The following is a 26,735-nucleotide window of genomic DNA, read 5'->3' as shown; positions in this document are numbered from 1 at the left end:
AAAGTTTCCTATTCGGTGAAAGGACGGTATGCGTACGTCACCGGGGCGTCAATGGGCAGCACCGCGCTGGCAACCAAAGCGTTACCTGGGGCGCTTTTGGAACGTCCGGATCCTGCCTTGCGCATTCCCCATCAGGTCATGGACGAACCGGGTCGAGAGCGCATCGGCCCGCTCGCCGGCATACGGGTGAGGGGCGCGCCGCAGACTTCGCGGGGCGCCCCTCACACATCCGGACCAGCCGGTTCTACTTCGCCATGTTCGGCGGCGGGATCGGCGTCGCGGCCAGCGACTGCGGGGAGGTCGCCGACGCGTACGCGGACGGGGCGGCCATGGCGGCCGTCGGGTCGGCCGCGGACGGCTCGTCCACCGGGGCCGGGACGCCGCCGACCATCCGGATGCCCGCCTCGTCGAACGCCAGCTTGATCCGCCAGCGCAGCTCGCGCTCCACGCTCAGCGCCTTGCCCGGCATCGTCTTCGCGGTCAGCCGGACCGTCATCGAGTCCAGCGTCACGGCGTCCAGGCCCAGGACCTCCACGGGGCCCCACAGGCGCTCGTTCCACGGGTCCTCCTTGGCCATCGCCGTGGCGGCCTCGGTGATCACCGTACGGACCCTGCCCAGGTCCTCCGTGGGGCGCACCGTCACATCGACGCCGGCCGTGGACCAGCCCTGGCTGAGGTTGCCGATCCGCTTCACCTCGCCGTTGCGGACGTACCAGATCTCGCCGTTGTCGCCACGCAGCTTGGTGACCCGCAGGCCGACCTCGATGACCTCGCCGGAGGCGACGCCCGCGTCGATGGTGTCGCCCACGCCGTACTGGTCCTCCAGGATCATGAAGACGCCGGAGAGGAAGTCGGTGACCAGATTGCGCGCACCGAAACCGAGTGCGACACCGGCCACCCCGGCGGAGGCCAGCAGCGGGGCGAGATTGATCTGGAACGCGCCCAGGATCATCAGGGCGGCCGTGCCGAGGATCAGGAACGACGCGACCGAGCGGAGCACCGAACCGATCGCCTCGGAGCGCTGACGGCGGCGTTCCGTGTTGACCAGCAGCCCGCCCAGCGCGGTGCCCTCCACCGCCTGGGCGCTGCGGTTCATCCGGTCGATGAGCTTGGTGAGAGCACGACGGATCGCGATGCGCAACACGATCGCCACCGCGGCGATGAGCACGATGCGCAGACCGGTGTTCAGCCAGGTGGACCAGTTCTCCTCGACCCAGCCCGCGGCGTTGCCGGCCTGCTCGGCGGCCTCGTCCAGCGAGCCACCCGGTCCGGGCGACGAAGCTGCGGCCAACAGGGCGGACGGGAACACGGTGGAACCTCCAGGTGGGCGACGGCAGACCGACCACACTAACGGGGTATCGGGGGTGTTCCGTTGCCGTGACCGGGGAGAGAGACACGTCTCACGAGGGGCGCGGCGGCAGCATGTGGCCGATCGCACATTCGGCCACGGCCCGGGCGGCCCCGGCCCCGAATCACCTCTTCCGGCCGGTGGCGGCGGTACCGGCGACCGGGTGGCGACCGGGTGCGGAGAAAAAATCCTCCCGGCCCGTTACCTGCACGTGGTGGCGCTCCGACCAGGCGTGAGGAGAAACTGAGAGCGGATCGTCCCGGCGCGAGCCACGCGCCGCCGGCGTACAAGGAGGCATCCGTCGTGCCGCATGTCCTGGTTCTCAACGCGTCGTACGAGCCGCTCGGCGTCGTACCGCTCCGCCGCGCTCTCGTCCTCGTGCTCGAAAACAAGGCCATCTGTCTTGAGGAGTCGGGCGCCTTCATGCACAGCGCCACTCGGGCCGTCCCGGCCCCCAGCGTCGTCCGTCTGAAACGGTTCGTACGGGTTCCCTACCGGGGGCCCGTACCGCTGACCCGGAGAGCGCTCTTCGCCCGGGACGGGGGGCGCTGCATGTACTGCGGCGCCGCCGCGACCAGCGTCGACCACGTCATTCCGCGCAGCCGCGGCGGACAGCACGCCTGGGACAACGTGGTGGCGGCCTGCCGCCGCTGCAACCACGTCAAGGCGGACCGCCACCTGCCGGAGCTCGGCTGGCGGCTGCACCAGCAGCCCGCCCCGCCGACGGGCCTCGCCTGGCGGATCATCGGGACGGGACACCGCGACCCGCGCTGGTTGCCGTACTTGCAACCCTTCGGCGCGGACGACGCGATGGCCCGGATCGACGGCATCTCAGCCTGAGAGATCCGGGCCTCTGTCGTCCCCGGGGCCGGCCGGCCGCTTCCGGGGGCGGCAGGGGCCGTCGCGCTACTCCGACCGGGCGACGGCGTACGCCTGGACCGACCAGAGCGAGTAGCCGAACTCGGTCGCCCGGGCATCGCCCTGGATCCTGAGGAAGCGGGCGCCCTTCGCGTCCATCCGGACCGACTCGCGCCCGCCCCCGCCGTCACGCACGGTCGCCGCCGTGCGCCAGTTGCGGCCGTCGGCGGAGACCTGGACGCGGTAGCGGGAGGCGTAGGCGTCCTGCCAGTGCAGCACCACCCGGCCGATCCGGGCCGGCCGCGGCAGTTCCGCCTGCCACCAGGCGCCGTCCTCGACCGGTGAGGACCAGCGGGTCTCCGGGTCGCCGTCGGAGGCGGCCGCTGCCGGGAAGTCCGGGGTCTCGTCGCCGGACGAGGAGGCGGTGGCGGTGCGCACCAGGTCGGGGCCCGCGGTGCGCGGGTAGGCCCGGACGGTGAGCGTGCTGCTCTCGTCGCCGAAGCCGATCGGCACCTCGTACTCACCGGCCGGGGTGCCCGCGGGGACCGTGATCTCGACGGGGACTTCGGTACGGGAACCGCGTGGCACCCTCGTCCGCTTCGGGACGCTCACCTCGATGCCCTCGGGAGCCCGTGCGGTGAGCACGCCCCGCACCTCGGCGGGGCGCCGGGCGGCCAGCCGGGCCGCGACCCGCTGCGGCCCGCCGCCGATCTCGGCGTCCGTCTCGCCGCGTGCGAGATCGAGCCGGGCGGCGGGCTCGTCGCCGAACCACGGTACGAGCGCGCGCACCTGCAAGGACCGGGCCGGCGCGCTCCCGGAAGCACCGCTTCCCGGGCCGCCGCCCAGGCGGTTCTCCGCCCGGTTCTCCGGGACGATGGGCGGCAGCGTGCCCGTGATCACCGGGGGCGTGGACGGCCCGCCGGCGGGCCGGCTGATCCGGATCGCGTCGGCCCGCAGCCCCTTGACCGGAGTCTGGGTCCAGCCGGTCGCCGACACCGGGCCGAGGCCGCGCCAGCCCTCGCCGGGCACATGGGCCTCCAGCGTCGCGCCGGCCGCCGGGCCGCCGCCGGGCACGGTCATCGCCGTCACGGCTTCCACCGGACGGGACCGGTCCAGCCGGACCGTGTAGCTGCCCGCGGCCTCGGTCACCGTACCGGCCTCGCGGTCCGCACCCGTCCAGGCGTCCGCCTCCCGGCGCACCCGGTCCAGGAACGGGCCGAGGACGCCCTTGCCGACCGTCGCGCCGCTCGCCTTCGCGGCCTTGTGCACCGGCTCCAGCGCCAGCGACGCCTGCCACGCGGCGGCGCCGTCGCCGCGCGACTGGGCACACAGCAGATCGACGGCCAGCTCGCCCGCCCGGCCGTACCGGGACAACTGCTCGCTCCACGGCCGCACTTCGTCGCCGAGGTGGCCGTCGGCCAGGTCCTTCAGCCGCTGCGGGGCCTCCCGCATCACGGTGAACGCCGCCCGCAGCCTGCGCGCCGCAGCGGCCTGCGCCGCGGCGTCGGCCGTCGTACGGGACGTCCAGAACGCGTCCAGCAGCGGCCGCAGATACGCCGACTCGTCACCACCCAGCACGGACGTCGCGCTGTTCCCGGCCAGCGCGCGCAGCGCGTCCCCGGTGCGGGCGTCGCCGCCCGCCAGATCGTCGATCGCCGCCTGCCAGGACTCCTGCGGCCGGTAGCCCTTCGGGTTCCACGCGAAGTCGGCGGCGGTGAACAGCGGTATGCGGGAGGCGGACGGCTGCTCCATCGCGTTGGCGAGCAGCGCCGCGGAACCGATGGCCACCGCCGGGTCCCGGCCGGTGTACGGGCCGAGGAAAATGCGGTCCTGCGCGTAGTCGTTGACCGGGTAGTTGTCCATCGTGACCAGCGGGTGCCGGAACGCGGCCCGCGCACCGGCCAGTTCCTCGCCGGTGATGGTCCTCGGCACGACACCGACCCCGGTCCAGGCGATCTGGACCCGGTCGTCCAGTTCCCCGGCGAGCGCCGTGCGGTACTCCGTCGCCCCGTCCTGGTAGAACTCCGTCGGCATCACCGACAGCGGCTCCGCGCCCGGATGACGCTCTGCGAGGTGCCGCGCCACCTCGCTCGCCACCCGCGCCTGCGCCCTGGCCGCCGCCTCGGGGCCGCTGCCGAAGGTGTCGGCGTCGCTGTCGCAGTGCCACTCGCTGTAGCTGACGTCCTGGAACTGGAGCTGGAAGACCCGCACACCCAGCGCCCACATCGCGTCGAGCTTCTTCGTCAGCGCCCGCACGTCGTTCGCCGACGACATGCACATGGCCTGGCCGGGGGCGACGGCCCAGCCGAGCGTCACATGCTCGGCGCGGGCCCGCTCGGCCAGCGCCCGGAAGTCGTCGTGCCGGCCGGCGGGGTAGGGATCGCGCCAACGGGCCTGCCGGTACGGGTCGTCGCCCGCCGCGTACAGATACCTGTTCTGCTTCGTACGCCCCATGAAGCCGATCTGCGCCAGCCGTTCCGCCCGGGTCCAGGGCTGCCCGTAGAAACCCTCGGTCATCCCGCGTACGGCGGACGCCGGCCAGTCCCTGACGGTCACACCCGCGATGTTTCCGTCCCGGATCAGCTGACGCAGTGTCTGCACGCCGTGGAAGAGGCCGTCCTCGCCGACGCCGTCCACGGCGACGGTGTCCCGGCCCGCGTCCCGGCCGACGGCGATCCGGTAGCCACCGGGGGGCAGATCGCCGCGGGCGGGGGCGCGCAGCGTACGCAGGGCGTCCCGGGCGCTGTCGCCGCCGAGCCGGACGACGGGGCCGCGGCCGGGCAGCGCCTCGTGCACGGTCCGTACGCCCGCGTCCCGCAGGACCTGCCGGAGCGCGTCGACGGCATACGGAACCGCGTGCGCGTCGGCCACGAGGGTGACCTCGGCGGGGTCGGTGAGCGCCACGGACGGCCCGGACGCCTCGATGGACTGGGGGCGCGGCCACACGGCCGGGACGGTGCCGTCGTCCGTGCGGCCGGCGGCGCTGACGGCGGGGGAGCCGGGCGCCGAAGGAGCCGCGACGGCGGCCGGGACAGTCGCGGAGAGCAGCCCGCCGAGCACGGCTGCCGCGACGGCCGCCGCCTGCCTTCTGCGCCTGAGCCCCATCGCTCTTCTCCCTTGATCCGCCGGTGGGCTCCGAGCCCACCACCCGCGCGCGAGGGTGTCAATGTGCGGGGTGGTTGTGCCGCACATGCCCGATGCGGCAGGTGAGGTGAAAGGCAGTCGGCCACCGAGGGGTGACGCCAAAGATCACGTCCCATGGCCGGAAATGGCGGACGACTTACGGAGAAGTGGCCTCCGGGGAACGGAATGTGACCCGGAGCACGTTGAACTCGTTGTGATAACGCCTACGTCTGCGGTCGAGTCCGCTGGGTAGGCCAGCTGTGTCCTGTTCCGCCACGGCCAGGAGGCCACCATGCCCGCACCCGCGCAGCTCCTGCTCTCCGCCCTCCCCAAACAGGCACCCGCTTTTGCCGCGCCGCCCGGCGCGCTCCAGGCTCCCGCGTCCGGTCCGCTGACGAGCGAGCCGCCGCTCGCCGATGCGATACCCCTCACCAGCGAGCCGCCGCTCGCCGACGCCACGCCACTGACCAGCGAACCCCCGCTCGCCGCCAACGCCCCGCTGACCAGCGAGCCGGCCGCCTCCGGCGCCGGGTGGGGCATGGAGTCCCCAGGAGTCTGAATGGGCTTGTCCCGGCTCGCCGCACTGCACGGCGTCGCCACCTCCTACTCCCCGTCCGCCGACCGCACGGTGTCCGTCCCCGATGACACGGTCGTCGCCGTGCTCGCCTCGCTCGGTGTGGACGCCGCCACACCCGGAGCGGTACGGGAATCGCTCGCCGCCGCCGAGTCATCGGCGTCCTCGGCGTCATCGGGCCGGTCCCGGCTGCTCCCGCCGACGCTCGTGGTGTGGACCGGGGAGCCGCTGCCCCCGGCACTGACCGCCCTGCCGCCCGGCACCACGCTCGACATCGGACTGGAGGACGCCGGATCGCCCGCGCACCCGCGGATGCGCATCCCGGCCGACCGGCCGGACCCGGCCGCCCCGGGACGGGGCGCGGCCGACGGGGACACGGACACGGGTGCGCATACGCGTACGGGTGCGAGTGCGGGTGCGGGTGCGGAGGTGTGCGCGGACGAGAGGGTGGGAGGCGGCGCCGTGACGGCCGGGTCCCCGGCCCCCGCCCGGGTCGAATGGTGGGTCGAACCACCGCTCGGCGTGCACCGGCTGACCGTACGCGGGCCGGGCGGCCGGAGCGCGAGCTGCACGCTCGTCGTCGCCCCGCCCCACGTGCCCCGGCCGCCCGCCCGCAGCCACGGCTTCCTGGTCCAGCTCTACTCCCTGCTCTCCGCCCGCTCCTGGGGCATGGGCGACCTCGGGGACCTCGCCGACCTGGCCGCCTGGTCCGGGCGGACCCTCGGCGCCGGCTTCGTCCAGGTCAACCCGCTCCACGCCGCCGTGCCCGGCAGCCCCACCGACCCCTCCCCGTACCGCCCGTCGTCACGGCGCTTCCCCGACCCCGTCCATCTGCACGTCGAGTCCATCCCCGAGTACGGTCACGTGCCGGACCGGGGCACCCTCGACGATCTGCGGCAGGACGCGGCGACGCTCAGCGACACCGTCCTGAACAAGGGCGCCCTGATCGACCGGGACGCCGTCTGGGAGCTCAAGCGCCAGGCCCTCGAACTCGTCCGGGACGTACCCCTCACCCCGGGCCGCCGCGCCGCCTACTGCGACTTCCTGGCCGAGCAGGGACAGGCCCTGGAGGACCACGCCCTGTGGAGCGCCCTCGCCGAGGTGCACGGCTCCGACTGGCACACCTGGCCGGCCGCGCTCCGCGATCCCCGCTCCGAGGAGACCGCCCGCGCCCGCCGTGAACTGCTGGACCGGGTCGACTTCCACTGCCGGCTCGCCTGGCTGACCGACGGCCAGCTCGCCGCCGCCCAGCGCGCCGCCCTGGACGCCGGAATGGCCGTCGGCATCGTCCACGACCTCGCCGTCGGCGTGCACCCCGGCGGCGCCGACACCTGGGCCCAGCAGGACGCCTTCGCGCACGGCATGTCCGTCGGCGCGCCCCCGGACGCCTTCAACGCCCGCGGCCAGGACTGGGGCCTGCCCCCGTGGCGCCCCGACGCCCTCGCCGCCTCCGGCTACGCCCCGTACCGCGGACTGCTGCGCGGGCTCCTCGCCCACGCGGGCGCCCTGCGCATCGACCACGTCATGGGTCTGTTCCGGCTCTGGTGGGTGCCCGAGGGGCGGCCGCCCACCGAGGGCACCTATGTCAGCCATGACGCCGAGGCGATGCTGGCCGTCCTCGTCCTGGAGGCGCACCGGGCGGGCGCGGTCGTCATGGGGGAGGACCTCGGCACCGTCGAGCCGGGGGTCCGCGAGGTGCTGGCCCGGCGCGGCGTGCTCGGCACCTCCGTGCTCTGGTTCGAACGGGACTGGGCGCGCAGCGGCCGCCCGCTGGCTCCCGAGGAGTGGCGCGAGGGCTGCCTGGCCACCGCCACCACGCACGATCTGCCGTCCACCGCCGCCCGGCTGACCGGCGACCATGTGATCCTGCGCCACCGCCTCGGCCTGCTCACCCGCGGCCTGGCGGAGGAGCTGAGGACGGACGCGACCGACACCGCCGAGTGGCTGGGGTACCTCTCCCGGCGCGGCCTGCTCCCGGAGGGCGAGGGCGACGAGGAGGGTGCCGTCCGCGCCGTGCACCGCTTCCTGCTGTGCACCCCCGCCCGCATGATCGGCGTCTGGCTGCCCGACACGCTCGGCGACCGCCGCCCGCAGAACCTCCCCGGCACCTGGGACCAGTACCCCAACTGGCGCCTGCCCGTCGCAGACGCGGAGGTGCGCCCGGTCACCCTGGAGGAGCTGGCCGCCGCACCCCGCCTGCACCGGCTGATGGAGATCTTCCGGCCCCGGGAGGACCATCCATGAGCCTCCGCGGAATCGCGCGGAACGCAGTACGGCACCCCCCCCGGGCGCGCGCCCGTCACAGGCATTCGCTACGTTTGCACCGTGGACAAGAAGAACGCTATGCGCGCCGGCGCCGTCGCGGCCGGAACGACGCTGATGATGCTGCTCATGTCGTCCCCCGCGCTCGCGCTCACCCGCGACGCCGGTGACGACCCCGGTCCGGGCCTGAGCGCGATGGAGACCATCGGCCTGTATGTCGTGGCCCCCATCGCCCTGTTCGTGGTCATCGCGGGCCTGGTCATGATCTTCGACAAGTCCAAGAAGCAGGCCTAGGGCCTTTCGTTTGGATCATGCCGGGCTCGCGGGGTCCGGCACGCACGCTCGCCGCGTTGTCGTCGGTCGCCGACGCTCCGCGTCGACTCCCTCCTCCGCCTTGCGATCGCACGCACCGGACCCCGCTCCCTGATCCGGCCTGATCCAAACGAAAGGCCCTAGCACCCACGCCTCCTCGCGTGTGCGCCGCAGGTACCCCGTACCGTGCGGCGCACACGTGTGTCCGGACGGGCGGGGCCGGGGCCGGATGGGGACAGCAGCAGGAAGGGCGCCCCCGCTGTCGCGGGAGGCGCCCTTCACTGCTTCACCGTTCGGCTGTCACGCCGTAGCCGCCGCGTCCGCGGCCTGGGCCTTCAGGGCGCGCTCCACGCCCGCGCGCGACTCCGACATCAGCCGGTGCAGGGCCGCGCTCGGCTTCGCCGAGGACAGCCAGGCGTCCGTGGTGTCCAGGGTGGCCTGCGAGACCTGGACGGCCGGGTACAGGCCGACGGCGATCTGCTGCGCCATCTCGTGGCTGCGCGACTCCCAGACGCCCTTGACCGCCGCGAAGAACTTCTCCGTGTACGGGGCGAGCAGCTCGCGCTGGTCGGTCTGGACGAAGCCGGCGATGACGGCTTCCTGGAGGGAGTTCGGCAGCTTGTCGGACTCGACGACCGAGGCCCATGCCTCCGCCTTCGCCTCCTCGGTGGGGCGGGCCGCGCGGGCGGTGGCCGCGTGGCGCTCGCCCGCCGCCGTCTTGTCGCGCTCGTACTCGCCGGCGATCTCGTCCTCTTCGAGCACGCCGGTCGCGGCGAGCCGCTCGACGAACGCCCAGCGCAGCTCCGTGTCGACGGCCAGACCCTCGACGGTCTCCCTGCCGTCGAGCAGTGACTGCAGCAGGTCCAGCTGCTGCGGGGTACGGGCCGTGGCCGCGAAGGCGCGGGCCCAGGCCAGCTGGTGGTCGCTGCCCGGCTCCGCCGCCCGCAGGTGTGCGAGCGTGGCCTCGGTCCACTGCGTCAGCCCGGCCTCGCGCCACTGCGGTGCCGCGTACAGGTCCAGCGCCAGCTTCACCTGACGGTGCAGCGACTGGACGACGCCGATGTCCGACTCCTTGCCGATGCCGGAGAGCACCAGGGCGAGGTAGTCCCGGGTGGCCAGCTCGCCGTCACGGGTCATGTCCCACGCGGAGGCCCAGCACAGGGCACGGGGGAGGGACTCCGTGAAGTCGCCGAGGTGCTCGGTGACGACGCGCAGCGACTCCTCGTCGAGCCGGACCTTCGCGTACGAGAGGTCGTCGTCGTTGAGCAGGATCACGGCGGGCCGGGCGGTGCCGGCCGGGAACGGAACGGCCGTGCGCGCGCCGTCGACGTCCAGCTCGATCCGGTTCGTACGGACCAGCTTGCCGGAGCCGGCGGTGTCGAGGTCGTAGCAGCCGATCGCGATGCGGTGCGGCCGCAGCGTCGGCTCGCCCTTCGCGCCGGCGGGGAGGGCCGGGGCCTCCTGGAGGACGGTGAACGACGTGACATGGCCGTTCTCGTCCGTGGCGATCTCCGGGCGCAGGATGTTGATGCCCGCCGTCTCCAGCCACGCCTTCGACCAGGCCTTCAGGTCGCGGCCGGAGGTCTCCTCCAGCGCGCCCAGCAGATCGGACAGGCGGGTGTTGCCGAACGCGTGCGCCTTGAAGTACGCCTGGACGCCCTTGAAGAACTCGTCCATGCCGACGTACGCCACCAGCTGCTTCAGGACCGAGGCGCCCTTGGCGTAGGTGATCCCGTCGAAGTTGACCAGCACGTCGTCCAGGTCACGGATGTCCGCCATGATCGGGTGCGTGGAGGGCAGCTGGTCCTGGCGGTACGCCCACGTCTTCATGGAGTTGGCGAACGTGGTCCAGGAGTGCGGCCACTTCGAGCCCTCCGCGTATGCCTGGCAGGCGATCGACGTGTACGTGGCGAACGACTCGTTCAGCCACAGGTCGTTCCACCACTCCATGGTGACGAGGTCGCCGAACCACATGTGGGCCAGCTCGTGCAGGATCGTCTCGGCCCGCGTCTCGTACGCCGCGTCCGTCACCTTCGAACGGAACACGTACTGGTCGCGGATGGTGACCGCGCCCGCGTTCTCCATCGCGCCCGCGTTGAACTCCGGGACGAACAGCTGGTCGTACTTGGCGAACGGGTAGGCGTAGTCGAACTTCTCCTGGAACCAGTCGAAGCCCTGCCGCGTGACGTCGAAGATCGCGTCCGCGTCGAGGTACTCGGCCAGCGACGGGCGGCAGTAGATGCCGAGCGGAACGGACCGGCCGTCCTTCTCGTAGCTGCTGTGCACCGCGTGGTACGGGCCGACGATCAGCGCCGTGATGTACGTCGAGATGCGCGGCGTCGGCTCGAAGACCCAGACGTCGTCCCGGGGCTCCGGCGTGGGGGAGTTCGAGATGACCGTCCAGCCCGCCGGCGCCTTCACGGTGAACTGGAAGGTCGCCTTCAGGTCGGGCTGTTCGAAGCTGGCGAAGACCCGGCGGGCGTCCGGCACCTCGAACTGCGTGTAGAGGTACGCCTGCTCGTCGACCGGGTCGACGAAGCGGTGCAGGCCCTCGCCCGTGTTGGTGTACGAGCAGTCGGCGACGACCTTCAGCTCGTTGGAGCCCGCGGCCAGGTGCGGGAGAGCGATGCGCGAGTCGCGGAACACCGCCGCGACATCCAGCGACCTGCCGTTCAGCTCGACCTCGTGCACGGCCGGGGCGACCAGGTCGATGAAGGTCTCCGCACCGGCTTCGGCGGATTCGAAGCGCACGGTGGTCACGGACCGGTAGGTGCCGCCCTCCTGCGCTCCGGAGAGGTCGAGATCGATCTCGTACGCGTCCACGGTCAGCAGGCGCGCCCGCTCCTGTGCCTCTTCGCGGGTCAGATTGGTGCCAGGCACGCGGTCATCTCCTTGGTGTGTGACGTTTGCAGCCATCCTTCCATGCCACCTGCCGATGTGGAGTAGCTAGACATCTACTACCGCGGTAGCATCGACAGTATGAAGATCAGTGTGAGTCTGCCGCAGGAGGATGTCGCCTTCGTCGACGAGTACGCCGCGAAGACGGATGCTGATTCCCGGTCCGCGGTGATACACGCCGCCATCGAGCTGCTGCGTGCCTCGAATCTGGAGGCCGACTACGAGGCCGCATTCGCGGAATGGGACGCGGGCGAGGACGCTGCGTTCTGGGACAAATTCTCGGGAGACGGGCTGACCGATGAGGCGCGGTGACATCTATCTGGTCGACTACGAGCCGGTGCGGGGCGGTGAGGCCAACAAGGCCCGCCCGTCAGTGATCATCTCGAACGACGGCGCCAATGCCGTGGTGGCGCGGACCGGGCGCGGGGTGATCACCGTTGTGCCGCTGACGAGCAACACCTCCCGGGTCTATCCCTTCCAGGTATTGCTCCAGGCGGCGGAGTGTGGCCTGCCGAAGGACTCCAAGGTGCAGTGCGAGCAGGTGCGCGCGATGGCTCAGGAGCGGTTTCTGAAGCACGTCGGTCTGGTCCCCCGCCAGCGCATGGCCGAGATCGACGCCGCCCTGCGGCGGCACCTCGCCCTCTGACGGATGTACGTACGAAAGGGCGGCCACCGCGCACCGGACGCGGTGGCCGCCCTTTCGTACGCGGGCGTGTCAGCTCGTACGCGGGCGTGTCAGCCGTTCAGCTCCGCCGCCACCAGCTCCGCGATCTGCACCGCGTTCAGCGCCGCACCCTTGCGCAGGTTGTCGTTGGAGACGAAGAGCGCGAGGCCGTTCTCCACGGTCTCGTCGACCCGGATCCGGCCGACGAACGAGGCGTCCTGGCCGGCCGCCTGGAGCGGGGTGGGAATCTCGGAGATCTCGACGCCCGGGGCGTCCTTCAGCAGCTCGTAGGCGCGCTCGACACCGACCGGACGGGCGAAACGCGCGTTGATCTGCAACGAGTGGCCGGAGAAGACCGGCACCCGGACACAGGTGCCGGACACCTTCAGCTCCGGGATCTCCAGGATCTTGCGGGACTCGTTGCGGAGCTTCTGCTCCTCGTCGGTCTCGAAGGAGCCGTCGTCGACGATCGCGCCGGCCAGCGGCAGCACGTTGAAGGCGATCGGGCGCTTGTAGACGTCCGGCTCGGGGAAGTCGACGGCCCCGCCGTCGTGGGTGAGCTTGTCGGCCTCGGCGACGACCTTGGACGCCTGGCTGTGCAGCTCGGCGACACCGGCCAGGCCGGAGCCGGACACCGCCTGGTAGGTGGCGACGGTCAGCGCCTGGAGACCGGCCTCGTCGTGGAGCGGGCGCAGCACGGGCATGGCGGCCATCGTGGTGCAGTTCGGGTTGGCGATGATGCCCTTGGGCCGGTTCGCGATCGCGTGCGGGTTGACCTCGGAGACGACCAGCGGAACCTCGGGGTCCTTGCGCCAGGCGGAGGAGTTGTCGATCACGACGGCGCCCTGCGCGGCGACCTTCTCGGCGAGCGCCCTCGACGTCGCGCCGCCGGCCGAGAACAGCACGATGTCCAGCCCGGAGTAGTCGGCCGTCGAGGCGTCCTCGACGGTGATCTCCCGGCCCTGCCATTCGATCGTGGAGCCGGCGGAGCGCGCGGAGGCGAACAGCCGCAGCTCGTCGGCCGGGAACTTCCGCTCGGCCAGGATCCTGCGCATGACTGTGCCGACCTGACCGGTGGCGCCGACGATTCCGACCTTCACAGGGACTCCTTCAAACGTACGAACTGGCACGGTTGCCGATCCATGATGCGTATGTCCACGGCTTCCTTGTCCAATCGATTGTCCGCGGTACGGACAGTGCCCGCCAGGCAGGCGGCGGACACAGCGGTGGGGCGGGCGCTCCACAGAGCGCCCGCCCCACCGTCGTGCGTGTCGTGCGTGTCGTACGGATCACACGGCGACCGCGGTCGCCGTGGTCACTGCGCCGTGGTCACTGCTACGGCGTGACCTTCTCGATCACGACGCTGCCGGTGCCCGCCGCGGTACCGCGGCCGTTCACCAGGTGGACCTCGCCGAAGAACTGCCGGCCCTCGGGGGCCGTCCCGGCGACGGAGACCTCGGCACCGATCTGGGCCGAGGCGCCGTTGGCCAGGTTCACGGCCTTCGACTCGTCGACCTTGATCGTGCCGAGCGACGGTGCGTAGTACACGTCGCGGTAGTCGTACGTGGTGGTCCCGGCCGGAACGCTGTAGCCGTCGATCACGACGGTGTACGTACCGGCGGCCGGCTTCGCCAGGCTGACCGACTCCTCGGAGCCGGCCGTGGTGGACTTGCCGACCTCGGTGTCGCCCCGGTAGACGTACAGGTCCAGGTCCGCGTTGGCGTCCGACGTACCGCCGATGGCGACGTCCAGCTTCTCGACGCCCTCACCGATGGTGACCTCGAACTCCTGCTCGTCGCCCGTCTTGATCGACGGCTTGTCGACCTTGGCCGAGCCCAGCGAGCCGCCCTTGAGCGCGCCCTCCAGGTTGCCCGCGTCGTTGGTGACCTTCCAGTTCACCGCGGCCGGCGTACCGATCTTTGCCTCGGCGATGGTCTGCACCGCCGGGTCGAAGGTCGCACCGAGCAGCGAGACGTCCAGCTTGTACGGGTTGTCCAGCAGCGGCGACGTACGCCGTGCCTCGACCTCGATCTCCCAGACGCCCGCCTGCGGGTCCTTGTAGGAGCGGACGTCCGGCCGGCAGGTGTTGGCCGGGTTCTCGTAGTTCGGGTAGCAGAAGATCGTGGAGCTGTCCTCCATCTGCACCCCGTACGGGTGGAGCGAGATGAAGCGGGTCTGGCTGCCCGAGCGCAGCGCGCTCATCGCGACCTCAAGGGTCTTGGCGCCCTCCGGAACGGTCAGGAAGTACGACGTGGTGCTGTTGCGCTGCACCGAGCCGGACGCCTTGAACGCGTAGGCGGGCTTCACGAGCTCCTTGGAGACGACCACCGTGGTGAGGATCTGCTGGTCCACACCGACGGTCCTGCTGTCGTCGACCCGCAGGATCGCGCTGTGCACGCCCGCGCTGCCCGGCTTCGCCTGGACTTTGACGGTCACTGGCTTGCCCAGCGGCAGCGAGACCGTGCTCGGACCGGTCAGCTTGAAGGTGCCGTCGTTGTTCTTCCACGACAGCTTGTGCTTGACGGCCTTGTCCGGGCCCGTGGTGCGGGTGATCGTGACGTCGTACGACTTGGCCTGGCCGGCCTTCAGGCCGCCCTCGCGGTCGTACAGGCCGGTGCCGAAGCCGGGGGTCTTCAGTGCGAGGTCGAGCGCGGTGTCGACCGGGGCCTTCACCGAGTACTCGTGCGCCGGGGAGCCCTGCTTCTCGATCTGCTTCCAGGCGCCGATGATGTTGATCAGACCGGAGCCCTGGGCGTGCGCGGGCACATCCTTGATGTGGGTGGCGGTGCTGGTCAGCGCGGTGCGCAGATCGGCCGGGGGCAGCTCGATGTGCTGCTGCTTCGCGGCGGACAGCAGCAGCGCGGTCGCACCGGCGGCCTGCGGCGAGGCCATGGAGGTGCCCTGCAGCATGGAGTAGCCGGCCGGGAGCGAGTAGCCCGACTCCTTGACCGGGCTGCCGGGCAGCCAGGTCTGGGTGGTGTTGATGGCCGCGCCCGGGGCCGTCAGGATCGGCGCGAAGCCGCCGTCCTCACGCGGACCGCGCGAGGAGAAGGGCATCATGTCGTACTGCTTGGTGACGTTCGAGCCGTAGTTGGCGGCCCAGGTCTCCTTGGAGATCGACGCGCCGACGGAGATGACGTGGTCGGCGAGGCCGGGGTCACCGATCGTGTTGACACCCGGGCCGTCGTTTCCGGCCGAGATGACCAGCTGGACGCCGTACATGTCGATGAGCCGCTTGTAGAGCGCGGCGCGGGCGTTGCTGCCGTCGTTGAGCGGCGGGAGGCCGCCGATCGACATGTTGACGACATCGACACCACGGTTCACGACGAGGTCGATCATGCCCTCGGTGAGCGCGATGTTGGTGCAGCCGCCGGACCAGGTGCAGGCGCGCGAGGAGACGATCTTCGCACCGGGCGCGGCACCGTTCATCTTGCCGCCGAACAGGCCGTTCGCGGAGGTGATGCCCGCGACGTGGGTGCCGTGCTCGCTCTCGATAACGCCGATGTTCACGTAGTCGGACGTGTCGCCGGCCGCGTTGTACACGACGTTCTTGCGCGTCTCCACGGTGAACGGGATGCGCTCGACGACATCGGTCCGCGGGTCGTCCGTGCCGAAGTAGGAGACCTGGTGCTTCTCCTTGTAGGGCTTCAGGGCGGTGTCGTCGGTGAAGTCGCCGTTGTTGTTCAGGTCGACGCGGGTGGTGCCGGTGACCGGGTCGTAGAGCACGGCCCATACGTCGGTGGTGTCACCGTCGCGGTTCAGGTCGCCCGCCATGTCGCCGCCCTTGGTGACGGCCTCGGCGAACAGCTTGATCTTGTACGAGCCCTTGGGCGCCTTGTACGTGCGGCCCTCGTACGTGAACGTCGGGCCGGACACGGCGTCCGTCATCCGCAGCCAGGTGCCGTCCCCGTCGCTGACCGGGTCGGTGGCCGTCACCCAGTCGACGATCTTGCGCTCGCCGGTGGTGGTCTTCTGGAGCGCCGGGTGACCGAGGTCGACACCCGAGTCGAGGATGCCGATGGTCACGCCCCGGCCGTCGGCCTTGGGATGCTGCGCGACGAAGTCGACCGCGCCCGTCTCGAAGGACGGGTTGTACGGGTTCTTCGCCGGGGTCTTCCTGCCCGGCGCCGGGTAGGAGCCGGTGGACCTCGTCTTCGCCGCGGTCCCGGCCGCGCGGTCGGCCGCGGGCGTCGGGTCGTCCAGCTTGATCTCCTGCTTGAGATCGATGCCGTGGACGGACGACAGCTTGGAGGCCGCCTTGATGGCCGCCTCGGCGGACGCGGTGGGCACGGTGGCCCGTACGTAGCCGAGCTTGTCGTACGCACGCCCCAGCACGGACCCCTTGACGGCGTCCAGCTGCTTGGTGACCTGCTCGGTCGCACCGGGAGCGGTGGCGACCATCATGGTGATGTTCTTCTCGCCCTCGGCCTCGGCCTTGGCCAGGATGTCGGCGTCGGCCGTGCCGAGCTTGTCGGCCGTGGTGTCCTTGGCGGCGGACTTGACCGGGGCGGGGGCGGGGTCGTCGGCGGCGAAGACCGGGGCGGCGCCGGTGGCGGCCAGCGCGGCCACCAGGCCGGCGGCAGCCGCGACTCGGGCCGCGCGTCTCGCCCCGGGTATGGAACTGGGGGACTCGGTGGTCATCAGCATCCCTGAAGTGAAAGAGAAGGTCCGGAATTCGGTACCGGATGACCGCTCACCCTTTCGTAAATGACAGGGGTTTGTGGAGAGTTGTGGGGGGCGAGATGTGGACATGGCGGGCTTCCGCCAGGGGGCCTGATGCGCCATCAGGGACGAATGGGGCGATAAGAGGTCCCTGGGGCCCGACTTCAGCGAGGCAGGATCATCACGTACGCGGCCGGTTCGCGGTCGGCCGCCGCCATCAGTGCCGTACGGACCACGACCGCCTGCTGCTCCCCGGCGTCGCGGAGCCTCTTCGGGGAAAGAGGGACGACAGTGATGCCGAGCCGCTCCAGGTGCTCCCGCTCGGCGGTGTACGCGGGCCACCGCGCCTCGTACTCCTCCTGGTGCCGGTCGTCGCCGGGCCCGCTGTGCCGGGGCGCCCTGGTGTCGAGCACCACGGCGACCGCATGCTCGGGCCAGTAGGCGTCCACCCCGCCGAGATACGGGCCGCCGGGCAGCCGCAGGTCCACGTTCCACAGTGGCTCCGGCAGACCGTACGACCGCACCGTGTCGTACAGCCGGTTCTCCGCCAGCACCCGGCCCTCGGCGAGCAGCGCGTCGACGGCGTCCACCATGTGGGGGCGGTCCAGCACCCCGGCCCGGCTCAGTTCACGCACGACGGCGGCCGGCTCGCAGTGCCCGTCGCGGATCGCCTCGGTGAGCAGACGGCGAACGGCCGCGGCGCCCCCGAGCCCGGCGACCGCGTCCGCGAGCGCCCGCTCCACCGGTGCCACGGGCAGGCCGCGCATTTCCCCGGGGCGGGGCGGCTCGGCCGCCCGCACCAGACGCACGTACCGGACCGAGCGCAGCCGCCGGGTGCGCGGCACCAGCACATCGATACTGGCCGCCGACGCGGGCGGCGGCGCGGCGGCGAACCCGTGCAGGGCGAGCGCGGCGAGCCCGGTGAGCATGGCCTCGCCGTACCCGGACTCCGGGCCCGCGTCCGGACGGCGGCCGGAGGCCGGTGGCCGTCCGGCGTACAGGAGGGCGGAGCGCAGCCGCTCCTCGCCGGTGGGCGGTCCCGGGTGCAGGACGTACACGCCGGGCAGCGGCTGCTGCCACGGCCCGCCGGTCCTGCACTGCGCGGCGGCCTCCGCGGCGGACACACCGTGCGCCCTCAACTGCGCCGCGGACAGCACTCGTTGACGGGCCTCGCCGGTGATCGGGAGGTGGCGGGGGGAGAGCGGGGTGTTCTGGGTCATGCTCCGGGGTTTCCCGCGTGCGGTCGCGGTGTTAACCCCTGTTACACACCCGTCGACAATTCAGGACAACGCCGTCCTAAAGTACGCACGTTCGACAGCCGAAAAGGCCCGTCCCACCCGCAGACCGCTCACCCGGACGCCCGCCCCGGACGAGCCGGAAGACCCAGCCCGTCCGGCGTCCGAGGACGGAGCCGTTGCTGCGGTGCCGGGCGCCTCCACGATGCCCGACCCCCGGACGGGCCGGAAGATCCAGCCCGTCCGGCGAATGAGGACGGAGCCGGGGCGCCCGGCCCCGGATGCGTCCGTCAGGCCACGGCCCCGGCTCCCGCCGTCGCGTCGCACTCCTGCGCCCGCAGCGCCCGGGCCAGATCGTCCCGTGCCTCCAGCACCAGCCGCCGCAGCGCCGGCGCCGCGTCCTCGTGGGCGGCCAGCCACGCGTCCGTCGCCGCCAGCGTCGACGGATCGGCCTGGAGCGCCGGGAACAGGCCCTTGACCACGATCACCCCGATCTGGATCGAGCGCTCGGCCCACACCCGCTCGATCGCGTCGAAGTACTTGCCCGCGTACGGAGCCAGCAGCTCCCGCTGCGACGACTGATCGAAGCCGTTGATCGTCGCCTCCACCAACGCGTTGGACAGCGCGTCCGACTCCACGACCCCCGCCCATGCCTGTGCCTTGACCGCGGCCGAGGGGCGCGAGGCCAGGCACCGCACCTGGTGCCGCTTCCCGGACGCCGTGTCGTCGCGGGCCAGTTCGGCGTCGAGCACCGACTCGTCGGCCACCCCGTGCGCCGCCAGCGGCGACAGGAAGGCCCACCGCAGCTCCTGGTCGACGTCGAGCCCGTCGATCCGCGCCGAACCGTCGAGCAGCCCGGACAGCAGCTGGAAGTCCGCATCCGAGTCGGCGACCGACGCGAAGAACCGCGCCCACGCCAACTGGTGCTCGCTGCCCGGCTCGGCGACCCGCAGCTCCCGCAGCGCACCCTCGGACAGCGCCCGGGCGCCCTCCTCGCGCCACCCGGGCGCCGCGTACTGCTCCAGCGCGGTCCGGGTCCAGGCGTGCAGCATCTGGAGCACACCGATGTCGGACTCCCGGCCCGAGAAGGCCAGCACGAGGGAGACGAAGTCACGGGCGGGCATCAGCCCGTCCCGGGTCAGGTTCCACAGCGCCGACCAGCACAGCGCCCGCGCGAGGGGGTCCGTGATGTCGCCCAGGTGCTCCCGGAGCGTGGCCAGGGACACCTCGTCGAAGCGGACCTTGCAGTACGTGAGGTCGTCGTCGTTGACCAGGATCAGCTCGGGCCGCTCGGCCCCCGCCAGCTCCCCGACCACCGTGCGCGGCCCCGCCACGTCCACCTCGGCGCGGGCGTACCGCACCAGGCCGCCGTCGGCGGCGCGCCGGTACAGCCCGACCGCGACCCGGTGCGGCCGCAGCTCCGGGTGGGACTCGGCCGCCTCCTGGAGGACCGCCAGCTCCGTGATCCGGTCCGCCGAGTCGTACGTCGCCACCGGGGTCAGCGAATTGACGCCCGCGGTCTGCAGCCACGACCGCGACCAGGCGGTCATGTCCCGCCCGGACGTCTCGGCCAGCACCGACAGCAGGTCGCCCAGCTGAGTGTTGCCGTAGGCATGCTTCTTGAAGTAGCGCCGGGCGCCCTCCAGGAACGCCTCCCGCCCCACGTACGCCACCAGCTGCTTCAGGACCGAGGCGCCCTTGGCGTAGGTGATGCCGTCGAAGTTCAGCTTGGCGTCCTCCAGGTCACGGATATCGGCCGTGATCGGGTGCGTGGACGGCAGCTGGTCGGCGCGGTACGCCCAGGACTTGCGGTTGTTGGCGAAGGTGATCCAGCCGTTCTTGAAGCGGGTCGACTCCACCATGGAGAACGCGCCCATGAAGTCGGCGAACGACTCCTTCAGCCACAGGTCGTCCCACCACTGCATGGTGACGAGGTCGCCGAACCACATGTGGGCCATCTCGTGCAGGATGACGTTGGCGCGGCTCTCGTACGACGCCTGCGTCACCTTGCCGCGGAAGATGTACTCCTCGCGGAACGTGACACAGCCCGGGTTCTCCATCGCGCCGAGGTTGTACTCGGGCACGAACGCCTGGTCGTACTTCCCGAACGGGTACGGGTAGTCGAAGTTGTCGTGGAAGAAGTCCAGGCCCTGCTTGGTGATGAGGAAGACGTCGTCCGCGTCGAAGTGCCGGGCGAGCCCCTTGCGGCACAGCGCGCCGAGCGGGATCTCCAGCGTCGTGCCGTCCTCGAACGTACGGCTGTAGGAGTCGGTGACGTAGTGGTACGGACCGGCCACGATCGCCGTGATGTAGGTGGAGATCGGCTTCGTCTCGGCGAACCGCCGGACCTCGCCCTCCCGGGACTCCTCCGCGCCGTTGCTCCAGACCGTCCAGCTCTCGGGCGCGGTCACCTCGAAGCGGAAGGGGGCCTTCAGGTCGGGCTGCTCGAAGTTCGTGAAGACCCGCCGCGAGTCGGCCGGCTCGTACTGCGTGTAGAGGTAGACCTCGCCGTCCTCCGGGTCGACGAACCGGTGCATGCCCTCGCCGGTCCGGCTGTACGCGCACTGCGCGTCGACCACCAGGACGTTCTCGCCCTCCGGCAGCTCCTCCAGTGCCACCCGCGTCCCGTCGAAGACGACGGCGGGGTCGAGCGGCCGGCCGTTCAGCGTCACCGCGTTCACGCTCGGCGCCACCAGGTCCGCGAAGGTCGACGCCCCCGCCCGCGCGGTGCGGAACCGGATGGTCGTCACCGAGCGGAAGGTCCGCGGGCCGGCGCCGGCCTCGTCGGGCCCACCGACGGCGGAACGCAGATCGAGGCCGACCTCGTAACTGTCGACCGTCAGCAGCTCGGCCCGTACGCGGGCCTCGTCGCGGGACAGGTTCTCACCGGGCACGGGTGCACTCCTTTGTGTCACGTTCGAATAGTTTGATCCTCCCATGCCGCTACTCGGCCCGGTATACGGGAATGGCCGGTGCGTCCGAGGCGTTCTCGCGCACAGGCGCGAACGCCCTCACGAGGAGAGAAATGTCCGATAACAGCATGGCGACCGGCAAGACCCCTGTCGATTTCTGGTTCGACCCGGGCTGCCCCTGGGCGTGGATGACCTCCCGCTGGATGCTGGAGGTGGAGAAGGTCCGTGACGTCGAGGTCCGCTGGCATGTGATGAGCGTCGCCGTCCTCAACGAGGACAAGCTCGACGAGCTGCCGGAGGAGTACCGCGACCGGCTGAAGAACGCGTGGGGCCCGGTCCGCGTCGTGGTCGCCGCCCAGCAGAAGCACGGCGACGAGGTCGTCGGCCCCCTGTACACCGCGCTCGGCACGCGTTTCCACAACCAGGGCGAGGGCCCGACCCGCGAGGCGATCGTGGCCGCGCTCGGGGATGTCGGCCTGCCCGCCGAGCTCGCGGAGTACGCGGACTCCGACGCCTACGACGCCGAGCTGCGCGCCTCCCACAAGGAGGGCATCGACAAGGTCGGCCAGGAAGTCGGCACCCCGGTCATCGCCGTACCGGGCGCGAACGGCGAGCAGATCGCCTTCTTCGGTCCGGTCGTCACCCCCGCCCCGAAGGGCGAGGAGGCGGCGAAGCTGTGGGACGGCACGCTGATGGTGGCGTCGATCCCCGGCTTCTACGAGATCAAGCGGACCCGTACGCAGGGCCCGGTCTTCGACTGATCCGGGCGACCGGGTGCGGGGCCGGGCCGCCGTCCGGCCCCGCACCCGTGCGGCCCACGCGTACAACGGGTGCGGCGAGCTGCCGCAGGAACAGAGCCGAGGAACGGGGCGGACATGGACGTACGACCGGCGCACAGGACCGAGGCGGGGGAGCTGACCGAGCTGGCACTGGCATCGAAGGCCCACTGGGGTTACGACGAGGCGTTCCTCGCCGCCTGCCGCGACGAACTCACCCTGCACCCGGCCGACATCGGCCCCCGCCGCACGACGGTCGCCGAGGAGGACGGCCGCGTCCTGGGCTTCACCACTCTGGACGGTGCCCCGCCCGAGGGTGCCCTCGGCATGATGTTCGTCGCCCCGGACGCGATCGGCCGGGGCATCGGACGCCTCCTGTTCGAGCACACCATGACGGAGGCCCGCCGCCTCGGCTTCGTACGCCTGACCATCGACGCCGACCCGAACGCGGAGCCGTTCTACCTCGCGATGGGCGCGGTACGGATCGGGGCGATTCCATCGGGCTCGATCCCCGGCCGCGAACTGCCGCTGCTGGAGTACACGTTCACGCCGCACTGACCTCCTGCCGGGGCCCGGTACGGGCGTACCGGGAACACCCGGCAGGTCGGCGTCAGCGTCGGCGTCAGCCCGGCACGACGACGAGCTTGCCGCGTACGTGGCCGCCTTCGCTCTCCCGGTGGGCGTCGGCCGCCTCGGACAGCGTGTACGTGCGCGCCACCGACAGGGTGAGTTCGCCGGCCACGACCAGCGCGGCTGCCCGCTCAAGGCGCCCCCGGATCTCACCGGCGCCGGCGAACACAAAGCGCACGCCGTGTTCCTCCGCCCGGTGGTCGGCGATGGTGACCACGCGCTCCGGCCCGCCGGTCACATCGACGAGTTCCGGCAACGAGCCCTTTCCCGCCGTGTCGAATGCCGCGTCCGCGCCGCGCGGCGCGAGGGCACGGACCCGCTCGGCGAGCCCCTCGCCGTAGGTCACCGGCTCGGCGCCGAGCGAGCGCAGATAGGCATGGTTGCGCTCGCTCGCGGTACCGATCACGGTCGCGCCGAGATGCCGGGCGATCTGCACGGCCACGGATCCGACACCACCGGCGGCGCCGTCCACGACCAGCGTCTGCCCGGCCTTCACACCGAGGTCGTCGAGTGCCTGGAAGGCCGTGTTGACCGCCACCGGCAGTCCGGCCGCGACCTCCCACGGCACGTTCGCGGGCTTGCGCGCGAGCTGAGCCGCGGGCGCCGAAACGAACTCGGCGCAGCCGCCCGTACCGATCGAACCGAAGACCTCGTCACCCGCCACGAAGTCGCTCACGCCTTCGCCGACGCCCCTCACGACACCGGCGACGTCGCCACCGGGCACTGCGGGAAACGCCACCGGCATCATCGCCGCGACAGCCCCGCTGCGCAGCTGCCAGTCCAGCGGGTTCACCCCGGCCGCCCGGACCTCGACAAGCACCTCCCCAGGACCCGGGAGCGGCACCTCGCGCTCCACAACTTGCAGAACCTCGGGCCCGCCATACTCCGTGAACTGCACCGTGCGATACGTCTTTAACATGCATTTCCCTTTGCCCATGTGAGGTGCACCGAGTGTCCGTATGAGGTGCACCGAGACCGATCGGGACCGTTGAAGGCCCGATGAGGCACGCGCCCAAACTATCGAGTGAGGGCACCATCCGAGACCCCGGGAAGTGCCCTGTCCTCCACCGCTCCCGCGGCCCGGCGCTCCGCCGCCGCGAGCGCCAGCGTCACCGCGAGAGAGGCCCCCGCCATCACGGCCATCGCCGTCCCCGGCGAGGTCCGCTGGGCGACGGCGCCCGCGAGCGCGGCCGCGACGCCCTGCATGGTCAGCATGCCGGAGGAGTGCAGCCCGAGGGCCTGACCGGTGAGCTCCTCCGGGGTCAGGGCCATCAGCCGCTCCTGGAACAGCAGGCTCGCCGAGAACCCGACCGAGGCGAGCACGGCCAGGGCGAACGCCAGGGGGAGCGCCGGGCGCGCGGCGAAGAGCAGATACGGGGCGGCCAGGAGCAGCTGCAACGGCGTGGCCAGTCGCCCCCGCCAGTGCCGTGCGACGAACCGGCCCGCCACCGTGTCCCCGACGAGCATCCCCAGCGCGCCGAATGCGAAGAGGAGCCCCGCGTGCTCCGGGGAGTACGGGACGAACAGCGACTCGCAGCCGACGATCAGCCCGTTCGGCACCCAGAGCGCGAGATAGACCCGGCGGCGGGACCGGGACGACCACAGAACGGCATTGGTCCGCCACGTCGCGGCGACCGACGGCCGCCCGGTGGCGCGCGGCGGCCGACGCACCAGCCCGAACCGGGCGACGGCCGCACCGGTCAGGTACAGGGCGGCCGCGACCAGCAGCGTGCCGCGCGCGGACAACGTCGTCACCAGGAGCCCGCCGAGCGCGAACCCGCCGATCTGCATCAGGCCGACGCACATGTTCAGCACGGAACGCCCCAGCAGATAACCGTCCTTGGGCAGCACCTCGTTGAGCAGCCCGTACCGCACCCCACCGCCCACGGCGGCGATCACACCTTCGACCAGGATGATCGCGAAGACCACCGGCAGCGGCAGCCCGGGGACGGCAAGCACGGCGGTGGCCAGCCCGAAGGCGAGCGCCATGCCGGACATCGCGGCCCGTGGCGGCAGCCGGTCCGCCGCCGACATCAGCAGGGTCGCCCCGATCACCTGGGCGAGCGAGGAGCCGAACATGGACAGGGCGGCAAGCAGCGGCGAGTCGGTCGCGGCGTAGACGAGAGTGCCGAGGGCCAGCCCGCTCATCGTCGACCCCGCGACCTGAACGGCGTTGGTCGCGAAGAGCGGTCCGAACTGCGGCGTACGGAAGAGTTCCCGGTAGGTGTACATGCGGGGAGTCTCGGAGGCCCTTCCCGCACGTCGATATTGTTTCGCGGGGAGGCGAAACGTCATGGGCCTGTGGCAGATCAACACGGACACGCTCGCAGGGAGCCGGTTTGTCGTGTCGCCGCTCGCCGAGACCATCTCCGCCCTGAACGCCCTGGAATGGGGACGGGCCGAGCACCCCGGCGAACGGGTATGGCTCGACGCCCATCTGCCCGCCTACCGGGCGAGACAGGCCGCCGACCCGGTCGCCGCCCTCCTGGTACCGGCGGCACTCGGCGGCAGCTGGAACGCCGACTTCATCACCCCCACGCCGACGGGCGAGGGCGCGCCGTCCCTGGAGGAGGAGCTGGTCCCGGTCCGGGCCACCACGCCCGAGCGCGCCCGCGCCGACCTGGCCGTGTCGCTCGGCGGCCGTCCGCTCCCGGAACTCCTGGACCGTGACGACCTGGCGCAGCGCGCCGCCGACGTACTGCACTGGGTCTGGCGGCACACGGTCCTGCCGGACTGGCCGCGCCGCCGCCGGATCATCGAGGCGGACGTCGTCGCGCGCACCGGACAGCTGAGCCAGGGCGGCTGGGCGGCTGCCCTGAGCGGTCTGCGTCCGGGAATGCGGTGGCTCGGCGGGAGCCGGCTCCAGATCAACGCGCACGACTACCCGCCGAAGCAACTGTCGGGTGTGCGGCTGTTGTTCGTCCCGGTCACCCAGCGCAGCGGCTGGGTCTCCTGGGATGACGACGCCCTGCGGTACGCGGTCGTCTACCCGTGCTCGGGCACCCTGGCCGACGCGGGCCGGGACCGGGTGCCGGACGGTCTGGGCCGCCTGCTCGGCCCCGCGCGGGCGGCGGTCCTGGTCCTCCTCGCCTCCCCGAAGAGCACCACCCAACTGGTGGCCCTGACCGGCCAGGGGCTGGGTTCGGTGGGCCGCCACCTCAGGGTCCTGCTGGACTCCGGCCTGGCCGACCGCCGCAGAGCGGGGCGGTCGGTGCTGTACTTCCGTACGGATGTGGGCGACGCGCTGGTGGGTGCCGTGCGGAACGGCTGTGGGGGAGCGGGCCCTCCGGCCGGCCCCGGGCGGGCATAGGCTGCGGGAGGAGCATCGGAGTCATGCGGTGACGAACGGGGAAGGGTCTGCCAACTCCCGGCGCCACACATTCGTCTGACGAATCATCAGGGAGGTTTCACCGTGGCGGATCAGGGCCGAGGGAGCGATGAACGGCGCCGGAAGGCCGATCCGGCCGAATTGGGACCGGTCCTCGCGCGCTACCGGGAACGGCCGACCATGGGCAAGCTCGCCCTGACCGCCGTCCCGGTGGCGGCCTTCCTGATGTTCGGTGGCATACCCGACTCCATGCCGGGCGCCGGGCACCTCATATTCGACATCATCTGCCTTCTGCTGTTCGTCTGGGGCGTGTACGAGCTGACCCACTCCCTCGCCTCCTGGCTGATCCTGCATGAGGACGGAATCGTCTACCGGGGCCGGCGCAAGGTGCGGTGGGCGCACTGCTGGGAGGACTTCCGCGACGTGGTCCTGACCCGTCATGTCACCCATCTCGGGTCGTCCGCCATACGGCCGGTCTCGGACCGGATCGTCGCCCGACTGTGGACGGCGACCGGCCAGGGCGCCCGTGATCTGTCCGGCAACTACTTCCTGACCGACATCGGTGCCGGACTCCTGCGTACCTTCCTGCGCTCCCCGGGCAGCCTGACGCCGATGTTCGGAGACATCATCGACCGCGTCGTCGAGGCGCGCGTACGGCACGACCTGCGTGAACTCGCCACCGAAAGCGGCAAGGTCCAGTACGGCCCCATCGAGATCGGCAACACGTACCTGTACGTCAAGGGCGCCGCGGACGAGATCCCGTGGGACGAGGTCACCCGGGTGACCGTGGACGACCACCAGGTCGGCGTCACCGTTCCCCACCTGCGGCGCCGCATGGAAGGCCTCAAGCTCAAGGCGGACGGCCGCCGGGAGAACTACCGGGTCGGCGGGGACAACACCCTGTACATCGAGACCAAGGGCCTGAACCCGTGCCGGAAGGCGATCATCTGGGCCGTCATGGCCCACCTCGGGGAGTCCCTCGGCAAGGACAAGGACAAGGACAAGGACAAGGAATCGTGGTGACCGCCCCCACGGGCAGGGTCCGCATGGGGCGCGCGGACCAGTTGATCACGGCGGCCCCGCCCGCGCGGTGCAGGCGTACGGCTGGCCGGTCCCGAGCCGTACGACGGCAGCGCACGGTCACCGTGGCGGC

19 protein-coding genes are annotated in these 26,735 nt (G+C 71.6%); 10 read left to right on the top strand and 9 right to left on the bottom strand.

What is annotated here, in order from left to right; translation table 11 throughout:
• Positions 1 to 244: 244 nt before the first annotated feature.
• Positions 245 to 1,309: a mechanosensitive ion channel family protein gene (locus tag ACF08M_RS00955; protein ID WP_392183112.1), complete on the bottom strand. Its 1,065-nt coding sequence runs from the start codon at positions 1,307 to 1,309 to the stop codon at positions 245 to 247.
• A gap of 342 nt (positions 1,310 to 1,651) precedes the next feature.
• On the opposite strand from ACF08M_RS00955, the gene ACF08M_RS00950 reads away from it, so the two are divergent.
• Positions 1,652 to 2,188 carry an HNH endonuclease gene (locus ACF08M_RS00950; protein WP_018552807.1) on the top strand — a complete coding sequence of 179 codons (537 nt, stop codon included), beginning with the start codon at positions 1,652 to 1,654 and terminating at the stop codon, positions 2,186 to 2,188.
• 66 nt (positions 2,189 to 2,254) lie between these two features.
• Here ACF08M_RS00950 and ACF08M_RS00945 read toward each other — a convergent pair whose 3' ends face one another.
• Positions 2,255 to 5,311, bottom strand: a complete 3,057-nt coding sequence (locus ACF08M_RS00945; protein WP_392183111.1) for a beta-N-acetylglucosaminidase domain-containing protein — start codon at positions 5,309 to 5,311, stop codon at positions 2,255 to 2,257.
• 310 nt (positions 5,312 to 5,621) lie between these two features.
• On the opposite strand from ACF08M_RS00945, the gene ACF08M_RS00940 reads away from it, so the two are divergent.
• The 3 genes from ACF08M_RS00940 (at position 5,622) to ACF08M_RS00930 (ending at position 8,459) form a co-directional block, all read left to right on the top strand.
• Entirely contained in the window at positions 5,622 to 5,888 is a 267-nt protein-coding gene (locus tag ACF08M_RS00940; protein ID WP_392183110.1) for a hypothetical protein, read from the top strand.
• A complete protein-coding gene (gene malQ, locus ACF08M_RS00935; protein ID WP_392183109.1) occupies positions 5,889 to 8,147 on the top strand; it encodes a 4-alpha-glucanotransferase in 2,259 nt (752 codons plus the stop codon).
• Between the two features lie 81 nt (positions 8,148 to 8,228).
• Positions 8,229 to 8,459, top strand: coding sequence for a hypothetical protein (locus ACF08M_RS00930; RefSeq protein ID WP_351078307.1), 231 nt, complete (start codon positions 8,229 to 8,231; stop codon positions 8,457 to 8,459).
• A gap of 318 nt (positions 8,460 to 8,777) precedes the next feature.
• On the opposite strand, the gene pepN (ACF08M_RS00925) is transcribed toward ACF08M_RS00930, so the two are convergent.
• Positions 8,778 to 11,357 carry an aminopeptidase N gene (pepN, locus tag ACF08M_RS00925; RefSeq protein WP_392183108.1) on the bottom strand — a complete coding sequence of 860 codons (2,580 nt, stop codon included), beginning with the start codon at positions 11,355 to 11,357 and terminating at the stop codon, positions 8,778 to 8,780.
• A gap of 99 nt (positions 11,358 to 11,456) precedes the next feature.
• On the opposite strand from pepN (ACF08M_RS00925), the gene ACF08M_RS00920 reads away from it, so the two are divergent.
• Positions 11,457 to 11,687 (top strand): type II toxin-antitoxin system ParD family antitoxin, encoded by a 231-nt coding sequence (locus ACF08M_RS00920; RefSeq protein ID WP_392183107.1) that lies wholly within the window; start codon positions 11,457 to 11,459, stop codon positions 11,685 to 11,687.
• Complete coding sequence (locus tag ACF08M_RS00915; protein ID WP_392183106.1) at positions 11,674 to 12,021, top strand: type II toxin-antitoxin system PemK/MazF family toxin; 348 nt, start codon at positions 11,674 to 11,676, stop codon at positions 12,019 to 12,021. The genes ACF08M_RS00920 and ACF08M_RS00915 overlap by 14 nt, the downstream gene beginning before the upstream one ends.
• Before the next feature lie 89 nt (positions 12,022 to 12,110).
• Here the strand turns inward: ACF08M_RS00915 and ACF08M_RS00910 are convergent, their stop codons facing one another.
• From ACF08M_RS00910 to pepN (ACF08M_RS00895), 4 genes are all read right to left on the bottom strand, one after another.
• Positions 12,111 to 13,139, bottom strand: a complete 1,029-nt coding sequence (locus ACF08M_RS00910) for an aspartate-semialdehyde dehydrogenase (protein ID WP_392183105.1) — start codon at positions 13,137 to 13,139, stop codon at positions 12,111 to 12,113.
• Between the two features lie 235 nt (positions 13,140 to 13,374).
• Positions 13,375 to 16,686 (bottom strand): S8 family serine peptidase, encoded by a 3,312-nt coding sequence (locus ACF08M_RS00905; protein ID WP_392183104.1) that lies wholly within the window; start codon positions 16,684 to 16,686, stop codon positions 13,375 to 13,377.
• 179 nt (positions 16,687 to 16,865) lie between these two features.
• Complete coding sequence (locus ACF08M_RS00900; RefSeq protein WP_392183103.1) at positions 16,866 to 17,921, bottom strand: hypothetical protein; 1,056 nt, start codon at positions 17,919 to 17,921, stop codon at positions 16,866 to 16,868.
• Positions 17,922 to 18,226: 305 nt separating this feature from the next.
• The gene (gene pepN / locus ACF08M_RS00895; RefSeq protein ID WP_392183102.1) at positions 18,227 to 20,830 is read right to left on the bottom strand and encodes an aminopeptidase N; all 2,604 of its coding nucleotides are present in this window, start codon (positions 20,828 to 20,830) and stop codon (positions 18,227 to 18,229) included.
• A gap of 131 nt (positions 20,831 to 20,961) precedes the next feature.
• Between pepN (ACF08M_RS00895) and ACF08M_RS00890 the strand changes: the two genes are divergently transcribed.
• Positions 20,962 to 21,609, top strand: a complete 648-nt coding sequence (locus tag ACF08M_RS00890) for a DsbA family protein (protein ID WP_392183101.1) — start codon at positions 20,962 to 20,964, stop codon at positions 21,607 to 21,609.
• 114 nt (positions 21,610 to 21,723) lie between these two features.
• A complete protein-coding gene (locus ACF08M_RS00885; RefSeq protein WP_392183100.1) occupies positions 21,724 to 22,182 on the top strand; it encodes a GNAT family N-acetyltransferase in 459 nt (152 codons plus the stop codon).
• Positions 22,183 to 22,246: 64 nt separating this feature from the next.
• Here ACF08M_RS00885 and ACF08M_RS00880 read toward each other — a convergent pair whose 3' ends face one another.
• Both ACF08M_RS00880 and ACF08M_RS00875 read right to left on the bottom strand, forming a co-directional pair.
• Positions 22,247 to 23,173 (bottom strand): NADP-dependent oxidoreductase, encoded by a 927-nt coding sequence (locus ACF08M_RS00880; protein ID WP_392183099.1) that lies wholly within the window; start codon positions 23,171 to 23,173, stop codon positions 22,247 to 22,249.
• A 98-nt stretch (positions 23,174 to 23,271) separates the two neighbouring features.
• The gene (locus ACF08M_RS00875; RefSeq protein WP_392183098.1) at positions 23,272 to 24,486 is read right to left on the bottom strand and encodes an MFS transporter; all 1,215 of its coding nucleotides are present in this window, start codon (positions 24,484 to 24,486) and stop codon (positions 23,272 to 23,274) included.
• 61 nt (positions 24,487 to 24,547) lie between these two features.
• Here ACF08M_RS00875 and ACF08M_RS00870 point away from each other — a divergent pair, with 61 nt between their 5' ends.
• Together ACF08M_RS00870 and ACF08M_RS00865 are read left to right on the top strand one after the other, a co-directional pair.
• Positions 24,548 to 25,564 (top strand): ArsR/SmtB family transcription factor, encoded by a 1,017-nt coding sequence (locus ACF08M_RS00870; RefSeq protein WP_392183097.1) that lies wholly within the window; start codon positions 24,548 to 24,550, stop codon positions 25,562 to 25,564.
• 102 nt (positions 25,565 to 25,666) lie between these two features.
• Positions 25,667 to 26,605, top strand: coding sequence for a hypothetical protein (locus ACF08M_RS00865; protein WP_392183096.1), 939 nt, complete (start codon positions 25,667 to 25,669; stop codon positions 26,603 to 26,605).
• Positions 26,606 to 26,735: the final 130 nt, after the last annotated feature.

Origin of the sequence: Streptomyces sp. NPDC015032 (assembly GCF_043080425.1) — a bacterium.
In the GTDB taxonomy this organism is placed as follows: Bacteria; Actinomycetota; Actinomycetes; order Streptomycetales; family Streptomycetaceae; genus Streptomyces.
The sequence above is the reverse complement of the archived record's forward strand: the minus strand, read 5'-3'. Positions and strand labels throughout refer to the sequence as shown.

Coding starts and splice junctions, on each gene's coding strand:
- ACF08M_RS00945 (WP_392183111.1), bottom strand. CDS start 5,311: ATGGGGCTCAGGCGCAGAAGGCAGGCGGCGGCCGTCGCGGCAGCCGTG.
- ACF08M_RS00940 (WP_392183110.1), top strand. CDS start 5,622: ATGCCCGCACCCGCGCAGCTCCTGCTCTCCGCCCTCCCCAAACAGGCA.
- malQ (WP_392183109.1), top strand. CDS start 5,889: ATGGGCTTGTCCCGGCTCGCCGCACTGCACGGCGTCGCCACCTCCTAC.
- ACF08M_RS00920 (WP_392183107.1), top strand. CDS start 11,457: ATGAAGATCAGTGTGAGTCTGCCGCAGGAGGATGTCGCCTTCGTCGAC.
- ACF08M_RS00915 (WP_392183106.1), top strand. CDS start 11,674: ATGAGGCGCGGTGACATCTATCTGGTCGACTACGAGCCGGTGCGGGGC.
- ACF08M_RS00905 (WP_392183104.1), bottom strand. CDS start 16,686: ATGCTGATGACCACCGAGTCCCCCAGTTCCATACCCGGGGCGAGACGC.
- ACF08M_RS00900 (WP_392183103.1), bottom strand. CDS start 17,921: ATGACCCAGAACACCCCGCTCTCCCCCCGCCACCTCCCGATCACCGGC.
- ACF08M_RS00890 (WP_392183101.1), top strand. CDS start 20,962: ATGTCCGATAACAGCATGGCGACCGGCAAGACCCCTGTCGATTTCTGG.
- ACF08M_RS00885 (WP_392183100.1), top strand. CDS start 21,724: ATGGACGTACGACCGGCGCACAGGACCGAGGCGGGGGAGCTGACCGAG.
- ACF08M_RS00880 (WP_392183099.1), bottom strand. CDS start 23,173: ATGTTAAAGACGTATCGCACGGTGCAGTTCACGGAGTATGGCGGGCCC.
- ACF08M_RS00875 (WP_392183098.1), bottom strand. CDS start 24,486: ATGTACACCTACCGGGAACTCTTCCGTACGCCGCAGTTCGGACCGCTC.
- ACF08M_RS00870 (WP_392183097.1), top strand. CDS start 24,548: ATGGGCCTGTGGCAGATCAACACGGACACGCTCGCAGGGAGCCGGTTT.